Here is an 18,177-nt window from a genome sequence, read left to right as displayed (position 1 = left end):
CCCGCTCCCCTACCGCCAGTCCTGCGTATTGCTCGAGTAGGTTGTGCCGTTCGCATGCACGACGACCCGCACCCCGTTGTTCGCGCAGTGACCGCCGGTGCCGCTCTGGTTGCCGTCGAACGTGCCCGCTCCGGCCCCGTTCGTCGAGATCGTGACCGTGCGGAGCGGCGAGGACCCGCCGCAGTAGGTGTCGAGTTGGAACGTGCCGTTCGCCGGGAAGTTCGCGATGTCGACGCGGTAGTAGTGGCAGCCCCAGTTGCCCGACGACTGGCACGTCACCGTGCCCGACTGGCTCAGCGACACCGAGGGCGGCGGGGGCGGCGGATCGCTCAGCGAGATCGTGTTGCTGGCGACCTTGCCGCTCTTGTTCCCGCCGGCGTTGACGGCGTAGACCTCGACCCGGTACGTACCGGCACCGTTGCTCGACCAGGACTTCGAGGTGGTCGTCACCTTGACCGCGGTGCCGCCGTTGAGGCTCACCATGTAGTAGACGCCTCCGCCTCCGTCCTGCGTCGAGGCCGGCCAGGACGCCGTCAACGACGTCGGCGCGTAGGTTCCGCCCTTCGTCAGGCTCACGCTCGAGGGCGCGTTGGGCGTGCCCCAGGGGCTGACCGCAGCCGACTTCGGCGATGCGGTGCTGTCGCCCATCTTGTTGTGGGCGACGACCGAGAACTGGAACGTCTGACCGTTGGCGAGTGGGATCGTCTGGTTCTTCCCCGCGTCGGAGCCGGTGAACTGCTTGCTTCCGGATCCGCCGCCCGACCAGGAGAGCACGTACCGGTCGATCGGGGCGTTGTTGTTCGCGGGGGCGGACCACTTCACGGTCGCCGATCCGTCTCCGACGCTCACGATCGTGGGTGCGTTCGGCTGATCGGGAGCCGCCCGCACGACGACGGTGACGCGACCCTGCGCCTGACGGTCGGGGTCTTTCGTGCCGTCTTCGACGCGGTAGAGGATGCTGAGCGTGCCGGTGAAGGCCGAACCGGTGCGGACCGTCAGGTCTTGGGGCGTGAAGGTCACGCTCGCGGCGCTGCCGACGGCCTGCTCGACTTCGGCTGCGACGATGCGCAAGGGCACGTCGTCTTGGGCGAACGGGTTGAAGTCGTTGCCGAGCACGTCGATCTTCTTCGACTCTGCCCGGGTCATCTCGATCTCGCCCGCGCCGGGGTCGTCGACGGCTCGGGGCTTCGCCCGCGTCGACGAGACGACCTTGACGTCGACGTAGCCGGGGACGGTGAATTCGTTGAACACGAGATCGAAGGTGATGCGCGCATTCGCGCCCTTCTGCACTCCGAGCGGCGCGGAGAGACGCAGGGTCGATCCGTCGACGATCTCGGCGTCGATCTCGGTGGTCTCGCCCGCGAGGTTCGTGTACTCGACCTTCTCGATGTTGTCGGGGTTGGGTTGGTCGGTCGACTCGCGGAGCTCGAGTTCGATGGGCTCTTCGCCGGCTTCGATCGTCTCGGTTCGCGGAGTGAAGGTCGGCGCCACGTCGTTGAAGCCCGGATCGCCGACCGTGATGGGAATCGTCAGGGTCGCCTTGCGCCCGACGGGGTCGTCGGCGCTCGTGCCGTCGGTGACTTCGAATGTGAGCGTGGCCGGACCGCGGTAGTCCTTCTCGGGCTCGTACTTGAGCTTCGTGGGGCCCTCGAACGGATCGGAGCGCGAGTTCGTCGCGGTCGCGCCGAGGATCGTCGCGGGCTGCCCCGACGGGACCTCGACGAGGTCGTCGACGGTCCAGTCGATGTGGCCGTTCATGGGCACGATGATCTCGTCGAGGGCGCGGAGGCGCGGCGCCGGGAACTTGGCGCGTTCTTCGGCGTCGAGTTCGTCCTGCGTCTTGGGCTTCTCGCTCGGCTCGGGCGAGTCGTCTCCACCGGGGACGGGCGGGACGATGACGAAGGCCATCGCCGAGAGGTCGTCGACGTCGTTCGTGAGCCGGAATGCGACCGCGTAGCGGTCGCCTCCGGGCTTCACCTCGATGCTGCCGTCGGCGGTGACCTCGGCGCGGTTCGCGTTCGGTCCCTCGACGGTCACGACGAGATCATCGACGAGACCGCCCGGGTTCGTCGCGTCTTTCAGGGGCCGGACGACGACCGTCTTCCCGGCCGCGACCTGGGTCGGCTCGATCACCTGGTCTTCCGCGGTCGGCGGTTCGATGACGGCCGCTTCGCTCACGGCGATCTGGACGAACGCGGTATCGGTGCCGCCGTGGCCGTTCGAGATCTGGTAGCGGATGGTGTACGCGCCCTCGCCTCGCGGTGCGGTCACGACGACACGGCGCCGCTCGGTGATCTTCGCTTCGATGCCCTTGTCGACCTCGGGCAGCTTCGTCACCTGCAGCGGATACCCGCTCGGGTCGGAGTCGTTGAGGAGCACTTCGATGCCCACGGTCCGACCGGGCTTCATCTCGATGACGTCATCGACGGCCTTGGGCGGCGCCTGGGTCGCCGGCCTCGGAATGACGCCGATCCTGATCGTCGCCCGTGCGCGCTCGCCGAACGTGTCTTGGACTTCGTACTCGAAGCTGTCGGTCCCCGTCGAGCCGGCGAACGCCTGATACGTGAACGAGGTGCTCGTGCGTTCCACGATCCGGCCGAGCGAAGGAGTCGCGGTGAAGTCGGTGAGAACGACGGAGTCGCCGTCGGGATCGATGCCGTCGAGCGGGACCTCGATCTTGACTGCGGACGAGTCGAAGGTGCGCGACGTGAGCGGCACCGGGAGCGGAGCCTGGTTCTTCCCGTCTCGGGCGACCACCGTGAACGTGATCGTCGCGGTCGCGGTCTGGTCGAAGTCGTCGGTGATGGTGTAGACGACCGTCTGGACGCCCGCGGCGTTCGGCGCCTGGAAGCGAACGTCGTCGCCATCGACGAAGGCGAGCGCGCCGGTCGCACCCGAGAGGTCGAGTTCGGACGTCAGACTGATCTTCGCCGCGTCGGGGTGGTAGTCGTTCGCGAGCACGGGCACCCTGACGATGTCTCCGGCCCGCACGACCGCGCGGTCGTCGAGGGCGACGGGCGGCTGGTGCTTCACGAGCGGCGGAACCGGCACCACCGTCACGGTCGCAGTCGAAATGCCGACGCCGTCGGACACCGTGTACGTGAACTGCAACTGGCGATCGAGCGCCTCGGACGCGCTCACCCGCACGACCGTGTTCGTCAGCAGTTCGACCGAGACGAGTCCTTCGGTCGAGGAGTCGTCGATCGACTGCACCGCGAGTACCCGCCCGGACGGAGAGACGTCGTTGGCGAGCACCGGCACCGTGACCGGCTCCCCCGGACGCAGGTAGGCGGTGTCCTTGACGGCGATCGGCGGAGCGTCGTCGGGCGCCGTCGCCACGTGCACCCGCACGAGGCCGACGCTCACGGTCGGCCCGGCCGCGAGGTCGTAGAGGAACACGAAATCGCCGGGCTGCGCGCTCGAGAAGGTGATCGTGCCGCGATCGGGGTTCGCGACCGCGGATGCCCCGTCGGCCACGTCTTTGACGCCGAGCAGCTGCAGCGGCGCGCCCGACGGCGAGAGGTCGTTCGCGAGCGGCTCGATCACGACCGACTCGCCGGGGAAGACGCGCGCGAAGTCGGGCGTGCCGACCGGGTTCAGCGATCCCTCGGGCTTGACGTCGACGGTGAAGGTGCCGCTCGCGGTCGCCGTGCCGTCGGACACGGTGTACACGACCTCTTTGACGCCGAGCTCGGCGGACTTGTGCTCGAAGGTGATGAATCCGTCGGGGCTCGCACGCACGGCGTCGCCACCGGTCGGAGACGCGTCGACCAGGAAGACGTCGTCGCCGTCGGGGTCGATCCAATCCGCGAGCAGGTTGTATGAGATCTGCTGCCCCTGCTCGATGCTCACGGCGCCGACGCGTGCGGGCGCGGGGGCTACGTTCTCGGTCACGGGGACGATGCGGAGATTCGCCGACGCCTCGGCGACGCCGTCGCGGCCGTCGTCGACCGAGTATCGGAACGACACGGTGCCGGCGGCGCCTTCGGCGGGCACGAACTGCAGCGCGCGGCCCCCGTCGATGAGCTCGAGGCGACCGGCGGCGTCGGGCACCTCGGTCGTCGATGCGATCGTGAGTACGTCGCCGTCGGGATCGGTGTCGTTCGCGAGCACGTCGACGATCGTGGAGCGACCGGTGCGGATGCCGAACTGGTCGTCGTGGGCGGACGGCGGGTGGTTCTGCGCCGTACGGTCGGCGAGCGTGTCTTCGAAGGTCTGCACCGAGGCCTTCTCGTCGCCGTCTTCGTCGTCGCTCTCGTCGGGCGGCGTCACCTCGTCCCAGTTGTCGACGAGGCGGAGGTCGGAATCGACGAGCCACGCATCGCCGTTCGCGAGGTTGTTGAGCACGACGACGTCGCGGTTGACGCGGAACTCGAGGCGACCGCCGGCGGTCTTCTGCTCGATGTCGGCGCCGCGCGGCTCTTCCCCGTCGCACACGGAGAGGTACCGGCCTCCGTCTGCCCAGGCGGCGTGCGCGCACGCGCCCACGCGAACCGGCGCGGCCACGGCTTGCGCAGTCGCCGCCGCGGCTCCCCCTCCGGCCGGGTACGAAGCGACGTCGCCTCCGTCGAGCGGCACTGCGAGCAGCGCATCGGATGTCGCGACGAGCACGTCGTCGGACTCACCGCCGCTCTGCTGGAGTCGCAGCCCGGGAGCGGGGAGCTCGATCGTCCTCTCCCCCGTGCGCAGCGTGTTCGTCGCGTGGTCGAGCAGGACCGCGCGTTCGCCGACCGCGGCGAGCTCGTGGTCGTGGTCGGCGAGCTTCCCGACCTCGGTGCGCTCGGCTTCGGCCGAGTCGCGAGCGAACCGGAGCAGTTCGCCGTCGTCGACCGCCGTCGCGAAGATCGTGCCCTCGCTGGACACCGCGACCGCACCGCCCTCGCCGAGCTGCGCGAGGGGCTCGGTGCCGCGCCAATCGAAGGACAGTTCGGCCCCGGTGGGAATCCGCCAGAGTTCGCCCTTGGAAGACAGGACTGCCAGCACGTCGCCGCCATAGGCGAGCTTCGAGGCGGGCGGCACGTCGATGCGCTCGATGAGTGTTGCGAACGAGGGATCGATGCGCTCCACCGAGCCGGCAGCCGGGTCGTAGACGAATGCGTCGTCGCCGTGCTGGAACACGTCGGCCTCCGACGAGTTGACCGCGACGCCTGCGTCGAGCTCTTCGATCTGCCGGTTCAACCGCCCGGCGAGCAGATCTTCGGCGTTCGTCACCCAGACCTCTCGGGCGCGCAGGTCGGGGTCGGTCACGGGGAAGCCCTCGTGCAGGACCGCGATGCCGAGCGGGACGCCAGCGAGTATCGCGAGTACGGCGGTCGTGGCGATGGCCTTGCCGGCAGGGCGGCGGGAGGCGAACCTCACGTTGTGTCAACCCCCATCTCGACGTCGGTCGTCGGCGCACGGCCGATCCGGAGACTCGGTCCGCGGATCAACCTAACACGCGGACTTCTGTCCCCCGAACGGGAGCGGGCAGGTTGTGGAGAGCAGGCCGGGCTTCCGCTCAGGCGCCACCCGAAGGCTTCCGGTCGAGAAGCGGGAGGTCTTCGGCGCTCACGAGTCGGGTCGCGACGGCGTACTCGACGAGCCGCGCGCGGCGGTTGGTGGCGAGTTTGCCCTTGCCGCCGCGGAGACCGTCGACGCCGAGTTTGTCGAGCTTCTCGCACACGTTGTCGAGTTTGCGGTTGAACGTCGTCATGCTCCACCCGAGGCGCTCGGCCGCTTCGGCCGAAGAGGGTACGACGCCGCGTCCGGCGGTGGGCTGGGCCAGGACGTGCTCGCACATGGCCAGAACGAGCAGTCGTTGGCTCGCGGTCAGCGTCACGGGCATGACCGTCGTGCCGTTGGGTGTCGCCTCCGCCGTCAGCGAGGTGCCGTAGTAGTCGGCCTCGGCGTGGATCGTGAGGTCGTAGGTCGTGGGCCCGGCCGAGAACATCACGTGCAGCGTCTGGAACACGATCGGCAGCTTCGCCCCCGGCGCGAGCCACGCCTGCACGCTGCCCGTCGAGTCGGAGACCGTCGCCGAGAGCAGTTGCCCGACGTTCGAGAGCCACCAGAGCCCGTGCTCGTCGGTGATCGTCAGGAAGGTGCGATGCAGGTAGGGATTCTCGTCGACCACGAGGTCTGCGTCGCGACCGATCCCGAAGGGCCGGCCGGCCTCGACCGGGTACCACTCGCCGCAGAACTCGATCTTGAGCGGGTTCACTGCGTGCACCCGCGCTGCGCCTCGGACGTCCTGCCGCCCCGCTGCACGGCGACGTCGATGCAGACGGCCTGTCCCGGCGTGAGCCCCTCGACGACGATCTGCGGCCCGTCGGACGACTGCGTGCCGCCGATACCGTCGGCACGGGTCCAGCGGTAGCGGTCGCCGTCTTCGGCGCCCTCGTGGCTCACGGCGAAGGTCGCCGACGTGCCGTCGGCGGAGATCGCTCCCGGCGCGACGACGGCGGAGGGGACGGATGCCTCGACGACGGCGTCTTCCGGCTTGGCCGCCGTCGTCGTCTCGGGCTGGGGCGTCGGCGGCGACACCGAGGCGAACACGACGGAGACCGCGACGACGATCGCGACGATGCCGCCCGCGACGAGACCCACGACGAGCCCGGCCCGAGAGCGCTTCGGTCCCGCCGCGGCCGGCGCGCCCGCCGTGAGCTCGTCCTGCCGAGGACGGAGCACCGTCGACTCGTCGACCTCGGTCGAGACGGCGACGCCGGGCGACGGCGCCGGCGCCGTGGCCGCGGGTGCGGACGGTCGGCTGACCACGGTGCGGTCGTCGACGGGCGACGGCGCGGGTTGCGGGCTGATCGAGATCGGCGCTCGCGCACGAGTCACGTCGGCGAGCCCGCCCGTCGGAGCGGCGGGCGGCTGCGCCGCGACGGACTGGACGGTCCGTGCGCGGGTCGCGTCGGCGGCGTCGGGCTCGTCGGGTTCTCCGCGGTCGTCGGGCTGCGGCTCTGCGAGGTTCGGCACCTCGATGCCGGTCGCGGCGTAGCCGAGTTCGAGTTCGACGCGCTGGAGCGCTCGGGCGAACTCGACGGCGCTTTGGTACCGGTCGGCGGGCTTGGGTGCCATCCCCTTGCGGAGCACCTCGACGAAGCTCGTCGGCACGTCGGGGCGTCCGATCGGCGTGATCGCTCCGCGTTCGATGCGACCGATGAGATCGAGGGCGCCGTTGGAGCGGCCGGGGATCTCGAACGGCGAGCGGCCCGCGAGGAGGGTGTGCACCGTCGCGGCGAGCGAATAGACGTCGCTGCGGGGATCGGCGCGCGGGTCGTCCTCGAAGAGCTCGGGCGGCGACCACGGAACGCTCATGCCGACCGCGGTCGACCCGCCGGTGGTGGCGCCCGGCGCCTGCCCGGGCATGACGGTCATGGTCAGTTCGGGGACTTCGCCCTCGAGGTTCGACGAGATGCCGAAGTCGGTGAGCGCCGGCCAGCCGTAGCTGTTCGTGAGCACGTTCGCGGGCTTGATGTCGCGGTGCAGAATGCCGGCGGAGTGCGCGGTCGCCACTGCGCCCGCGATGCGGATGCCGGTGCGGAGCGCTTCGGCGACCCCGAGCGGTTCGCGCTTCAGTCGCGTCGCGAGACTCGGACCCGGGCAGTACTCCATGACGAAGTACGGCCGACCGTCGGCGGAGACGTCGGCGTGGAAGATCGTCACGATGTAGGGATGCGCCGACAGCTGCGCCATGAGGTTCGCCTCGCCGACGAACTGGGCGCGCGTGTCACCCGTGAGGTCGTCGGCGAGGAGCACCTTGACGGCGACCTGACGACGCGGAAGCCGCTGCTCGTATCGGTAGACGTCGGCGAAGCCGCCGGATCCGAGGTGGTCGATGTACTTGTACCCGGGGAGCTCGGGCGGCGCAGCCGCCTGCCGGCGCATCAGGCGTGCTCCACGATGACGGTCCAGCCGCCACCGAGGTCGAGGAGGGTGCCGACGAGCACCGGCGTCGGTTCGCCGGCGCGGAGCCGCACGGGCGCGCGCCCCGGTTGCACCGTCGTGGTGCCGTTGCGCGAGTGGAGGTCGGTCACGACGACCGTGCCGCCTTCGAGTCCGATGCGGAGATGGCTGCGCGAGATGTCGGGGTCGTCGGCGCCGATCGTGATGAGTTTCGGCAGTCGGCCGCCGCTCGCGCGCGAGACGTTCGGGGAGCGGCCGATCACGGCCTCGCCCGAGAGCTCTTCGGTGCGACCGCCGGGCAGGAGGAGGCGAACGGAGGGTGAAGGTGCCGCGACGGCGACGGGATCCTCGGCGTTCGTGTTCGCGGCGCGACCGGCGTTCTCGGCCCTGAGCCGTTGGATGGAGGAGACGGCGATCGTCATGCCGTCATGGTCGCCCTCGTCGGCGGGCGTCGCCGCCTCGATCGGTTCCGGCTCGACGGCCGCCTTCGCACGAGCGCTTTCGACGGTTGCGCGCGAGACGACGACCGTGGCGTCGTCGAACGACTCCTCGGCCGCCGGTTCGTCGACCACCGGTGCGACCTCGACCGGCTCGCCCTCGACGAGGGTCTGCTCCTCGATCGCGTGGACGGGAACGTCGACGACGGCCGCGAGGTCGGCATGAGCGGGTTCGGATGTCCCGGCCGGCGGTGTTTCGACCGGCTCCGCCGGAGGCGCCCAGGCAGACGGCGCCTCGGACCGCACCTCCGCAGACGGAACGTCGGAGACATCCGGCGACCACGGAGCATCCGCCGTCGCGATGTCCGCGATCTCGGGCGCGTCGCCGGCTTCGGGAACGACTGGAGCCTCGGGAACGAGGGCGCCCACCGGCTCGACGTCCGCCTCGATGGACTCGGGCACCGCGACCGGCGGGCTCGCCGCGCCCTCGGGCGCAGCCGCCGCGACCCGCTCCCCGAGGCGCACGACCAACGCCGGCACGACGCCGTCGACCACCGGCAGCCCCTGATCGTCGCCGGGCGCCGCGAACGGCGCGGCGATCTCGACCCCCGCAGCGAACGGCACCTGCCGTTCGACCCACGTCGACACGCCGGCGCCCGTGACGGTCTCGCCTTCGGCCCGCACGGAGAACCCGCCCCGCAACACGACTCGAGCGCTCTCGGCTCCGCCGACGACGAGCGCGAACGGCGGAAGGTCGACGATGCCGTCTCGCGTGAGACGACCGAGCACCGCGGTGACCGGGTCGCGTTCGGACAGAGCACCCCAGGCGGCCCGCACGAGCTCGGCCGACGCGAGCGGCGCGATGAACGCGGCGCCGCCCTTGATCGCGGCGAGCCAGCGCCCGCTGCGGTCGACGATGTACTCGCTCATGACTGTGCTCCGTCTCTCGGGGTGGTCGCCTCGACGTCGACGGCGACCTCGACGTCGTCGCGGTCTCGGGTGGTTTCGTCGGCCGCAGCCGCGGGGTCGCCGATCGTGCTCTCGACGACGACCGCGGTCACGTTGTCGCGACCGCCCGCCGCGAGCGCCGCGTCGACGAGTTCGCTCGCCCGCCCGTCGGGGCTCGTCCCGCACGCGAGGACGTGCGCGATGCCGGCGAGGTCGAGTTCTTTCGTGAGCCCGTCGGAGCAGACGAGGAAGGTCTGGCGGCCCGTCGTCGGGAGCAGCCACACGTCGGGCTCGACGTAGGCGTCCGCGCCGATCGCGCGCGTGATGACGTTCCGATCGGGGTGCCGCTCGGCCTCGGACGGGTCGAGCAGGCCGGCATCCATCAATTCCTGAACCGCCGAATGGTCGACGCTCACCTGTAGGAGGGTGCGACCGTCCCACGAGTACACCCGGGAGTCGCCGATGTTGAACACCATCCATCGCACACCCTGACCGGCGCCGGCGTCGACCAGCGCGACTCCGGCGAGCGTCGTGCCCGCGACCGAGGTGCCCTCGTCGCCGTCGTCGCTCAGCGCCCGGACGGCGTCGTTCGCGGTGTGGATGGCGTCGAGCACCTGCTCGGGCGTCGACACCCGACCGAACTCGAGGTGGCGGCGGAACGTCGCGACGACCGCCTGGCTCGCCGCGTCGCCCCTCGCGTGCCCGCCCATGCCGTCGGCGACGAGGAACACAGGCGTCTCGGCGAGGAACGAGTCTTCGTTGACGTGGCGCACCCGGCCGACGTCGGACCTCGCGCTCGCGGCGATCAGCACCCGGCCGCCGGGCAGCTCCAACGTCTGTTCGGCGTCAGCTGGCACGGTCCACCTCATCGCAAGCATGTCGGGCGTCGCCCGGGTCCCCAGGGCGGAACCGGAGACTACCGTAGCAACTCGGCGGCGACGTGGTTCACTCGTCGCGACTCGGCGCGTCCTCGGTGAAGTGCGGGATCTCGTCCATGAGCTTGTGTCCGCGCTTGCGGGCGTCGACGCGCGCCTTCAGGACGCTCGCGACGGTCGCGACCGCCATCGCCGCGATGATGACGCCGAGCGACATCCACGTCGAGATCTCGGGCGCCCACTCGACATGCTGACCGCCGTTGATGAAGGGCAGCTCGTTCTCGTGCAGCGCGTGGAAGAAGAGCTTCACGCCGATGAAGGCGAGGATGAACGCGATGCCGTACTTCAGGTACTCGAGGCGTTCGAGCAGGCCGCCGAGGAGGAAGTAGAGCTGGCGGAGCCCCATGAGCGCGAAGACGTTCGCGGTGAACACGATGAACGCCGACCGGGTGACGCCGAAGATCGCGGGGATCGAGTCGAGCGCGAAGAGCAGGTCGGTCGTGCCGATCGCGACGAACACGATGAGCATGGGCGTGAAGTACTTGCGGCCGTCGATGACGGTGCGGACCTTGACGCCGTCGTACTCGTCGGTGATCGAGACGCGACGACGCAGGAGACGCACGATGAAGGTCTCGCTGTCTTCGTCTTCGTGGCCCGAGCGCACCTGCTGGATCGCCGTCCAGACGAGCCACGCGCCGAAGATGTAGAAGATCCAGCTGAAGTTCTCGATGAGCTGCGCGCCGAGGAGGATGAAGATGCCGCGGAGCACGAGGGCGATGATGATGCCCACCATGAGCACCTCTTGCTGCAGCTTCCTCGGCACTGAGAACCTCGCCATGATGATGACGAAGACGAACAGGTTGTCGATCGAGAGGCTGTACTCGGTGAGCCAGCCCGCGAGGAACTGCCCCGCGTGCTCTGCGTCGCCGAGCACATACATGAGGCCTGCGAAGACGAGCGCGAGCCCGACGTAGAACACGACCCAGAGGGTCGACTCCTTGAACGACGGCACGTGCGGGCGCTTGAGCACGAGGAGCAGATCGGCCACGAGGATGAGCGTGAGGACGACGAGGGATCCGACTTCGAACCAGAGGGGAAGCTGCAGCAACGTGCGCCTTTCGGGAGGGTCGACAAGAGAACGAACGTCTCTCCCGGCCGGCACATCGTGCGGCCTCCAACCCCGGGACGTCGACGGCGACGTCCGTACTGACGGGTGATGGTGCGTGGCTCTCGCCTCGCGGGATACTCCCCTTCGCTTGGGCGAGTCTAGCGGACGACGAGACGGGTCAGGGGCGTCGTGTTCCGCAAGGTGACGAGCGAGGGTGCGGATGCCTCGGAGTCGCGCCACGAGGCATCCGGAAACGACGAATGCCCCCGCTTTCGCGAGGGCATTCATGGTGTTGCATCGGTGACCCCAGCGGGATTTGAACCCGCGCTGCCGCCGTGAGAGGGCGGTGTCCTAGGCCGCTAAACGATGGGCCGAGTGCGTTCGGAACCTGTCAGTTCCGTTTTGGCAACTCGAAGAGTATGACACATGTTCTGCGGCACCTCCAAATCGCGGTGGACGCACGCTCAGGCGAAGACCGAGACGGCCTTCGGAACGAGCTCGATGTCGACCGGCAGCGGCCCGAGCCGCTCGCCGTCGGCGTACGCCGAGATGTCGTCGGCCTCGATGCGGACGTGTTTGGCCTGCACGAACTCCACCGCCGGGTGGTCGACGTGCGTGCCCGAGTACACCTTGGGGAACACGGCGACGAGCCCGAGCCGGCTGAGCGGGTGGACGATGAAGACGTCGAGCAGCCCGTCGGAGAGGTCGGCGTGGGGCACGATGCGCATGCCGCCGCCGAGCGACGGGCCGTTCGCGACCGACACGAGCATGGCGCGCTGTTCGCGGCGCACACCGTCGATCGTGATCGTGTACCGGCGCGGCTTGAACGTCGCGAGTTCGGCGACGAGCGCCAGCGTGTACCTGCTCGGGCCGCGCGGACGGCGCATGCGGTTCGCCCGCTCGTTCACGACCGAGTCGAACCCGGCCGACAGCACCGCCGCGTACCACGTCGTCGTCTCGCCGTGACGCGTGCGCGCGGCGTCGATCGCCTGCGGGGGCCGCCGCAGCGCCTCGACGAGGGCGTCGGTTCCGGCCGCGGGATCGTCGAACGGGAGTCCGAGCGCACGCGCGAGGTCGTTGCCGGTGCCCGCCGCGACGATGCCGAGCGGCACGCCCGTCTCGGCGACGAGGTTCACCCCGAGCGAGACCATGCCGTCGCCGCCGACGACGATCAGGCCGTCGGCGCCGAGCGCGAACGCCTGCTCGGCCTCACGGCGCAGGAGTTCGAAGTTGGCCTCGCGGAGCATCTGCACCTCGTAGCCCTCGGCGATGAGGCGCTCGACGACGGCAGGGCCGACGGCCAGGTTGCGACCGAAGGCGGCCGACGGGTTCACGGCGACGAGGAGTCGCACGGGGGACGTGTCACCCTGCGATTCTCCCAGGCCCGCGGGCGTGTTTCGTCGTCGAGGGCGTCGCGGCACGCCGCGGGACGCAGTACGCGTCGCGCAGGCGCGCGGCACAAGACATCCGGATGTCCCGTGGTTGCGGCCGACCCGACGACCGTGTTGGCTCGGACCATGCGACTGACCAAGCTCGAGCACGCGGCGTTCGTGATCGACGACGACGGAGCGCAGCTCGTCGTCGACCCCGGGAAGTTCACGCGGCCTGTGGCCGATGCCGTCGATGTCACGGGCGCGGTCGCGGTCGTCGTCACGCATGAGCACGACGACCACTGGACACCCGAGCAGCTCGAGGGCGTCCGTGCGCAAGCGCCCGGCGTCCGCTTCTTCGGGCCGGCCGGCGTCGTGCGCGCGGCCGCCGCCGCGGGGATCGCCGTCGAGGAGGTGCATGCGGGCGACGAGGTCGAGGTCGCCCCGTTCCGGCTGCGGTTCTTCGGCGGCCGGCACGCCGTCATCCACTCGTCGATCCCCGTCGTCGACAATCTCGGCGTCCTCGTCGACGAGCGCGTGTACTACGCAGGCGACTCGTTCGCCGTGCCCGAGGGCGTCGAGGTCGACGTGCTCGCCGCGCCCGCGTCGGCGCCCTGGATGAAGATCTCCGAGGTCATCGACTACGTGCTCGCCCTCGCGCCGTGCCGCGCGTTCCCGACCCACGAGATGCTCCTCTCCCCCGCCGGTCTCGCGCTCTCCGACGCGCGCATCGGCTGGGCGGTCGGGCAGAGCGGCGGCGAGTATCTCGCGCTCCGTCCGGGCGACTCGATCGAGATCTGAGGCTCGGCGCCTCCGTCGACTCAGCGACCGACGGGGTCGTTCGGCCCGTTCGTCGCGCGACCCCCGAGGTCGCTCAGCCCGTCGCGCCCGATGTCGGCGGGCACCGGTGCCGCGGGCGGCCCGGGCTGGGCCGGCGGAGTCGACGGCGCCGGCGGCGAGTACGACTCGAAGTCGCCCGATCGCGGGGCGACGGCGCCCGGCCCGTCCTCGGTGAAGGTTCCGCCGCCGTACTTCGCGTTCGCGACCGACATCACCATGGGCCACATCCGATGGCGCGCCGTCGCGGCCTGTCCGCTGTCGAAGTACAGGCCGCGCTGATTGGCGTCGCCCGTGACGCTCACGACGGCCGCCGCAGTCGCGACCGACGTGCTCGCGCCGACCATCCACGTGTCCTTGGCGCCGTCGGTGGTGCCGGTCTTGCCGATCGCGGGGGCCCACGGCGCCAACGCCCCGTTCGACTGACTGCCCGTGCCGCTCGTCATGACCCGGCGCAGCCCGTAGTGCATGCCCGCCGCGACCTCGGGCGAGACCGCCTGGGTGCACGTCGACTTCGGGACGGGGACCTCGTTGCCGTCGCGGTCGACGATGCGGTCGATCGCGATCGGTGTGCACGCGAGTCCGTTGTTCGCGATGCCGGCGAACGCGGTCGCCATGCTCAGCGGAGCGACCTCGTTGATGCCGAGCACGGCCGACGGGAACTGCACGAGCGGATCGCCGTCGGCCCGGTGCACGCCGAACGCCTGCGCCTTCTCGGCGATGTGGCACTGGTCGAGGAGCTTCGCCATGCCGAGGAAGCCCGTGTTGATCGAGCCGATCGTCGACTCGAGCGCCGAATAGTTGCCGCCGGCCTCGCCCGCGTCGTTCCGCGGGTTCCATCCGGGGTCGGCGATCTGCGTGCCGAGGCAGCTGTCGCGGAACGCGCCCCAGTTCGACTTGCGCCGGGAGTCGACGCGCTCGGAGTACGAGTGCCCGGTCGCGAGCCACTCGGCGAGCGTGAAGACCTTGTACGACGATCCGGGCTGGAAGCCGCTCGACCCGCCGTAGTCGTAGTCGGTGTTGTAGTTGATGCCCGTATAGTCGGCCCGGCCCGCGACGACAGCCGGGTCTTGGCTGTAGTGCTTGTTCTGCGCCATTGCGAGCACGCGCCCGGTGCCGACCTGCACGCTCGAGATCACCGCACCGACGTCCCACCCGGGGAACGTGTACGGCACGTTCTGATCGATCGCCTGCTGGGCGGCGGCCTGCAGGTCGAGGTCGAGGGTCGTGTAGACGTCGTAGCCGCCGCGGCGGAAGTTGAGGAAGCGCTCGTCGGCCGATTCGCCGAACGCCGGGTCGTTCTGGAGGATGTGCGTCACGTAGTCGCAGAAGTAGGCTGCGTTGCCCGCCGTCTGGCAGCCCGTGCTCGGCTCGGTGATGGCCGGCGAGACGGGTTCGGCGATGGCTGCGTCGTGCTCCTCCTTCGTGATCTTCTTGAACTCGAGCATCCGGTCGAGGATGTAGTCGCGCCGGACGTGGTTCGCCTCGAAACCGTTCGCGACGCCGTTCGTCTCACTGTCGGGCTTGTCGAGCTGGAACTTCACGGGGTTGTTGACGATCGCGACGAGCGACGCGGCCTGCGCGAGGCTGAGATTCGCCGCCGTCGTCGAGTAGTAGTAGTTCGCGGCCGCCTCGATGCCGTACACGGTGCCCCGAAGCCCGCGATGTTCAGGTAGCCGAGCAGGATCTGGTCTTTCGTGTAGCGCTTCTCGACGCCGATCGCGAGACGCATCTCTTTGAGCTTGCGGTCGATCGTCGTCTCGGTCGCCTGGTCGTAGCAGGCGAGCCGCCCTTCGTCGACGGCGGCGATGCGCTCGTCGACCGTCAGCTCTCCCGCCTCCTCGCGCTCGAGCGCCTCGGTGCCGGCGTTGCGCTCGCACTCCTGCACGCGGACGTTCTTCACGTACTGCTGCGCGAGCGACGAACCGCCCTGCGTGTCGCGGCCCGCCGCGGTCGTGAGTGCCGCCCGGATGGTGCCCTGCAGGTCGATGCCGCCGTGGTCGAAGAACCGCGGGTCCTCGCTGGCCACCGCGGCGTCCTTGACGTACTGGTTCACTTGGTCCCAGCCGACCTCGATGCGGTTCTGGTCGTAGAACGACGCGAGGTGGACGACGCTCCCGTCGGACGCCGTCGCGTAGATGTGGCTGACCTCGCTCAGGTCGCCGATCTCGAGGTAGCCGGGCAGCTTCTCGAACATGTCGATCGTGCTCGACGCGGTGACCCCGGCGAGCGAGATGGCGGGTGTCGCGGCCGTCACGATGAGCGCCGCGGCGGCGGAGCTCGCGAGCACCAGCCCGAGGAAGCCGCCGAGCACGCCGAGCGGCGTCCTCGTCTCCTGGAAGTCGCGGGCCCGCTTGTGCCGATACGGCGCCGGCGCCTCCTCGACGGACGCACCCTCGTCTCCGCTTGCGCCACGCTTCGCCGCCATCGTCCGCGAACCCCCCGATCGCTCTGCCCGTTTCCCCATGCAAGCGCAGCGACGTGCGCTTGTCCAGGGGGCGCGCATTCCGGGTCGGTATCGACCGGCGCGTTCGGCGCGCGAGGGGGCGGATGTCTGAAGCCGGATGTCTCGGGACTCAGCCGCGCGGCGCCTGCGCCCGTGCAGCTTGCGGCTGGGGCATCCGCCTGACCGTGCCGAAGCGCTCGGCGAGCGGAGCGAGCACGAGCGGCTTCGCGAGGAACCAGCCTGCGATCCACACCACGATCGCCCCCGCGAAGATCGCGAACCCGACCCAGTCGCCCGCGTCGCGCGAGGCGAACATGTGGTTGAGGTTGCGGAGGATGCCCGTCGTGAGCACGAGCACGACGTGCACGAACGTGAACGCGAGGAAGAAGAGCATCGTCGGGAAGTGCAGGGCCCGCGCGACGCGCTCGCTCGGCAGCTTCGCGAACCGGCCTTCGAGCGGCCAGACGGGCGAGAGCCGGAGGCCCGTGAGGATCGCGATCGGCGAGGCGATGAAGACGACGGCGAAGTACGAGAGCACCTGCGCGTCGTTGTAGAAGAGCCAGGAGTTCTCGGCGGGCCAGTCGAGCGATGCGTACTGGAGCACGACCGAGAGCGCATTCGGCACGACGCCCCAGTCGGTCGGGACGATGCGTACCCACTGGCCGGTCGCGAACAGCAGGACGACGTAGACGATGCCGTTCAGCACCCAGAACGCGTCGACCGTGAGGTGCAGCCACACCGAGATCCCGAGGCGCCTGGGCGTGCCCTTCGTACGTGGGAAGCGCGAGTTGTCGCGGGTCCAGAACGCCGGCGGGCGCTGCTTCGAGCGGATGTAGAGGCCTGTGCGCACGAGCAGCACGAGGAAGAAGACGTTGAAGAAGTGCTGCCATCCGAGCCACGCCGGGATTCCGACGGGCGCCCCTTCGGGCAGCTCGCGGTGGCCGGGGTAGGTCGCGACGAAGTCCTGTACCGACGGCAGCGTGCGCAGCCCGCGCGCCGCGAGCACGACGATCGCGGCGGCGACGAGCGCGCCGACGGAGAACCAGGCGAGCCGTTTCCACGAGACGCGCGCGAGGAAGGGGCGGGAGTCGGTCGGCACGACGTTCAGCGTCGCAAACGGCGACGCGGCGCGCAACTCGGCGCGGCACCCGATGACGCGAAGCGAGCGACTGAGGATGCCTCACCGAACCGACGTCGTCACACCCTTTCAAGACGACGTGCGTTCCGACAGACTGAACGCGCACGATTCACCCTTGAGAGGAGCACCAGGATGGCCGCACGGTTCGAGGTCTACGAAGGCGGCGACGGCTGGCGCTGGCGCCTGATCGCCGGCAACGGCGAGAACGTCGCCTCGGGCCAGGCGTACGCGAGCAAGGACGGCGCGAAGAAGGGCGTCGACGCCGTCAAGCGCGCTGCCGCCGAGGCCGAGGTCACCGAGGCCTGAGACATCCGCGTCCCCGGTCTGCTGCATCGACGCATCGGACCGGGGACGCCGTCGTTTCCGGGCGCGGACGCCGGTCGCGAGCGCTCAGTACGCGATGTGCAGCAGCGTGCGGTGGTGCGCCGGGCGCTCGATCTCGTCGAGGACCGCGAGCGCGAAGTCGGCGGCCTCGAGCTTCGACTCGCCCTGCTCGTCGAAGAGCGCGATGCCCGTGCTCGTGCGGTACGTGCCACGCGCCTCGCCGTGCGGATAGAACGCGCCGAACGAGCCCGCGGGGCTCAGGAACACCCAGTCGAGACCGTCGGGCGCCGAAGTCTCGAGCAGCTCGCGGATCGAGTCGCCCTCGCGGGCCTCGGCGGCGAACGCCTCGGGGATCTCGCCCTCGACGAACCGCGGGGCACCCTCGGCGGGCCTGGTCGAGCTGAATCCGCCGACGATGAACAACCGCGCGCCCTCGTCTGCCGCGGCCCGCGCGAGCTTCGTGTACGTCTCGCGGAGTGTGCCCTCGGTGCCCGCGCGCGGCGACAGCGCGCCGATCACGACGTCGGCGCCCGCGACGAACCGCTCGGCCCCGGCCGCGTCGGCCTGCACGTAGGCCACGCCGTCGACGGGCTGCTCGGGGGCCGTGCGGCTCACGGCGGTCACGGCGTGTCCGCGCTTCACGGCTTCGGCGACGATCGCCGCGCCGGCGTATCCGGTGCCTCCGATGACGGTGATGTTCGACATGTGCGTGCTCCTCGATGAGTGGTCGGCGGTGGAGGTCGAACGGCTTTCGGCCGATGCATCCGCATCGAACGCCGTCGGCGAATGGAACCACGCCGGCGG

Annotated in this window: 12 protein-coding genes, 1 tRNA gene and 1 pseudogene; 2 read left to right on the top strand and 12 right to left on the bottom strand. The window is 70.1% G+C overall.

Annotation, left to right across the window (positions count from 1 at the left end; all coding sequences use genetic code 11):
• Positions 1 to 9: 9 nt before the first annotated feature.
• The 8 genes from ET445_RS10810 to ET445_RS10775 all read right to left on the bottom strand — a co-directional run bounded on the left by ET445_RS10810 (position 10) and on the right by ET445_RS10775 (position 12,610).
• Complete coding sequence (locus ET445_RS10810) at positions 10 to 5,358, bottom strand: Ig-like domain-containing protein (protein WP_129191252.1); 5,349 nt, start codon at positions 5,356 to 5,358, stop codon at positions 10 to 12.
• Positions 5,359 to 5,497: 139 nt separating this feature from the next.
• Complete coding sequence (locus tag ET445_RS10805) at positions 5,498 to 6,208, bottom strand: hypothetical protein (RefSeq protein ID WP_129191250.1); 711 nt, start codon at positions 6,206 to 6,208, stop codon at positions 5,498 to 5,500.
• Positions 6,196 to 7,872, bottom strand: a complete 1,677-nt coding sequence (locus ET445_RS10800; protein WP_129191248.1) for a serine/threonine-protein kinase — start codon at positions 7,870 to 7,872, stop codon at positions 6,196 to 6,198. The genes ET445_RS10805 and ET445_RS10800 overlap by 13 nt, the downstream gene beginning before the upstream one ends.
• Positions 7,872 to 9,257, bottom strand: coding sequence for an FHA domain-containing protein (locus ET445_RS10795; protein ID WP_129191246.1), 1,386 nt, complete (start codon positions 9,255 to 9,257; stop codon positions 7,872 to 7,874). Before ET445_RS10795 ends, ET445_RS10800 begins: the two co-directional genes overlap by 1 nt.
• Positions 9,254 to 10,132 carry a PP2C family protein-serine/threonine phosphatase gene (locus ET445_RS10790; RefSeq protein WP_243695172.1) on the bottom strand — a complete coding sequence of 293 codons (879 nt, stop codon included), beginning with the start codon at positions 10,130 to 10,132 and terminating at the stop codon, positions 9,254 to 9,256. Before ET445_RS10790 ends, ET445_RS10795 begins: the two co-directional genes overlap by 4 nt.
• An 88-nt stretch (positions 10,133 to 10,220) precedes the next feature.
• Positions 10,221 to 11,255: a TerC family protein gene (locus tag ET445_RS10785; protein WP_129192513.1), complete on the bottom strand. Its 1,035-nt coding sequence runs from the start codon at positions 11,253 to 11,255 to the stop codon at positions 10,221 to 10,223.
• A 304-nt stretch (positions 11,256 to 11,559) separates the two neighbouring features.
• A tRNA-Glu gene (locus tag ET445_RS10780) sits at positions 11,560 to 11,631 on the bottom strand.
• A gap of 91 nt (positions 11,632 to 11,722) precedes the next feature.
• Positions 11,723 to 12,610 carry a diacylglycerol/lipid kinase family protein gene (locus ET445_RS10775; RefSeq protein WP_129191242.1) on the bottom strand — a complete coding sequence of 296 codons (888 nt, stop codon included), beginning with the start codon at positions 12,608 to 12,610 and terminating at the stop codon, positions 11,723 to 11,725.
• A 165-nt stretch (positions 12,611 to 12,775) separates the two neighbouring features.
• Between ET445_RS10775 and ET445_RS10770 the strand changes: the two genes are divergently transcribed.
• Entirely contained in the window at positions 12,776 to 13,429 is a 654-nt protein-coding gene (locus ET445_RS10770; protein ID WP_129191240.1) for an MBL fold metallo-hydrolase, read from the top strand.
• A 20-nt stretch (positions 13,430 to 13,449) separates the two neighbouring features.
• Here ET445_RS10770 and ET445_RS10765 read toward each other — a convergent pair whose 3' ends face one another.
• The 3 genes and pseudogenes from ET445_RS10765 to ET445_RS10755 form a co-directional block, all read right to left on the bottom strand.
• Entirely contained in the window at positions 13,450 to 14,562 is a 1,113-nt protein-coding gene (locus tag ET445_RS10765) for a penicillin-binding transpeptidase domain-containing protein (protein WP_243695400.1), read from the bottom strand.
• A gap of 408 nt (positions 14,563 to 14,970) precedes the next feature.
• A pseudogene (locus tag ET445_RS10760) lies at positions 14,971 to 15,662 on the bottom strand (transglycosylase domain-containing protein); the annotation flags it as partial.
• Positions 15,663 to 16,041: 379 nt separating this feature from the next.
• Complete coding sequence (locus ET445_RS10755; protein ID WP_165314381.1) at positions 16,042 to 17,010, bottom strand: cytochrome b/b6 domain-containing protein; 969 nt, start codon at positions 17,008 to 17,010, stop codon at positions 16,042 to 16,044.
• A 171-nt stretch (positions 17,011 to 17,181) separates the two neighbouring features.
• On the opposite strand from ET445_RS10755, the gene ET445_RS10750 reads away from it, so the two are divergent.
• Positions 17,182 to 17,355 carry a YegP family protein gene (locus tag ET445_RS10750; RefSeq protein ID WP_129191232.1) on the top strand — a complete coding sequence of 58 codons (174 nt, stop codon included), beginning with the start codon at positions 17,182 to 17,184 and terminating at the stop codon, positions 17,353 to 17,355.
• 84 nt (positions 17,356 to 17,439) lie between these two features.
• Here the strand turns inward: ET445_RS10750 and ET445_RS10745 are convergent, their stop codons facing one another.
• A complete protein-coding gene (locus ET445_RS10745) occupies positions 17,440 to 18,078 on the bottom strand; it encodes an NAD(P)-dependent oxidoreductase (protein ID WP_129191230.1) in 639 nt (212 codons plus the stop codon).
• Between the last annotated feature and the right edge of the window lie 99 nt (positions 18,079 to 18,177).

This window comes from Agromyces protaetiae, from assembly GCF_004135405.1.
Lineage (GTDB): Bacteria > Actinomycetota > Actinomycetes > Actinomycetales > Microbacteriaceae > Agromyces > Agromyces protaetiae.
This window is presented reverse-complemented; position numbering and strand designations above follow the sequence as displayed.

Coding starts and splice junctions, on each gene's coding strand:
- ET445_RS10800 (WP_129191248.1), bottom strand. CDS start 7,872: ATGCGCCGGCAGGCGGCTGCGCCGCCCGAGCTCCCCGGGTACAAGTAC.
- ET445_RS10795 (WP_129191246.1), bottom strand. CDS start 9,257: ATGAGCGAGTACATCGTCGACCGCAGCGGGCGCTGGCTCGCCGCGATC.
- ET445_RS10770 (WP_129191240.1), top strand. CDS start 12,776: ATGCGACTGACCAAGCTCGAGCACGCGGCGTTCGTGATCGACGACGAC.
- ET445_RS10765 (WP_243695400.1), bottom strand. CDS start 14,562: ATGGCGCAGAACAAGCACTACAGCCAAGACCCGGCTGTCGTCGCGGGC.
- ET445_RS10750 (WP_129191232.1), top strand. CDS start 17,182: ATGGCCGCACGGTTCGAGGTCTACGAAGGCGGCGACGGCTGGCGCTGG.
- ET445_RS10745 (WP_129191230.1), bottom strand. CDS start 18,078: ATGTCGAACATCACCGTCATCGGAGGCACCGGATACGCCGGCGCGGCG.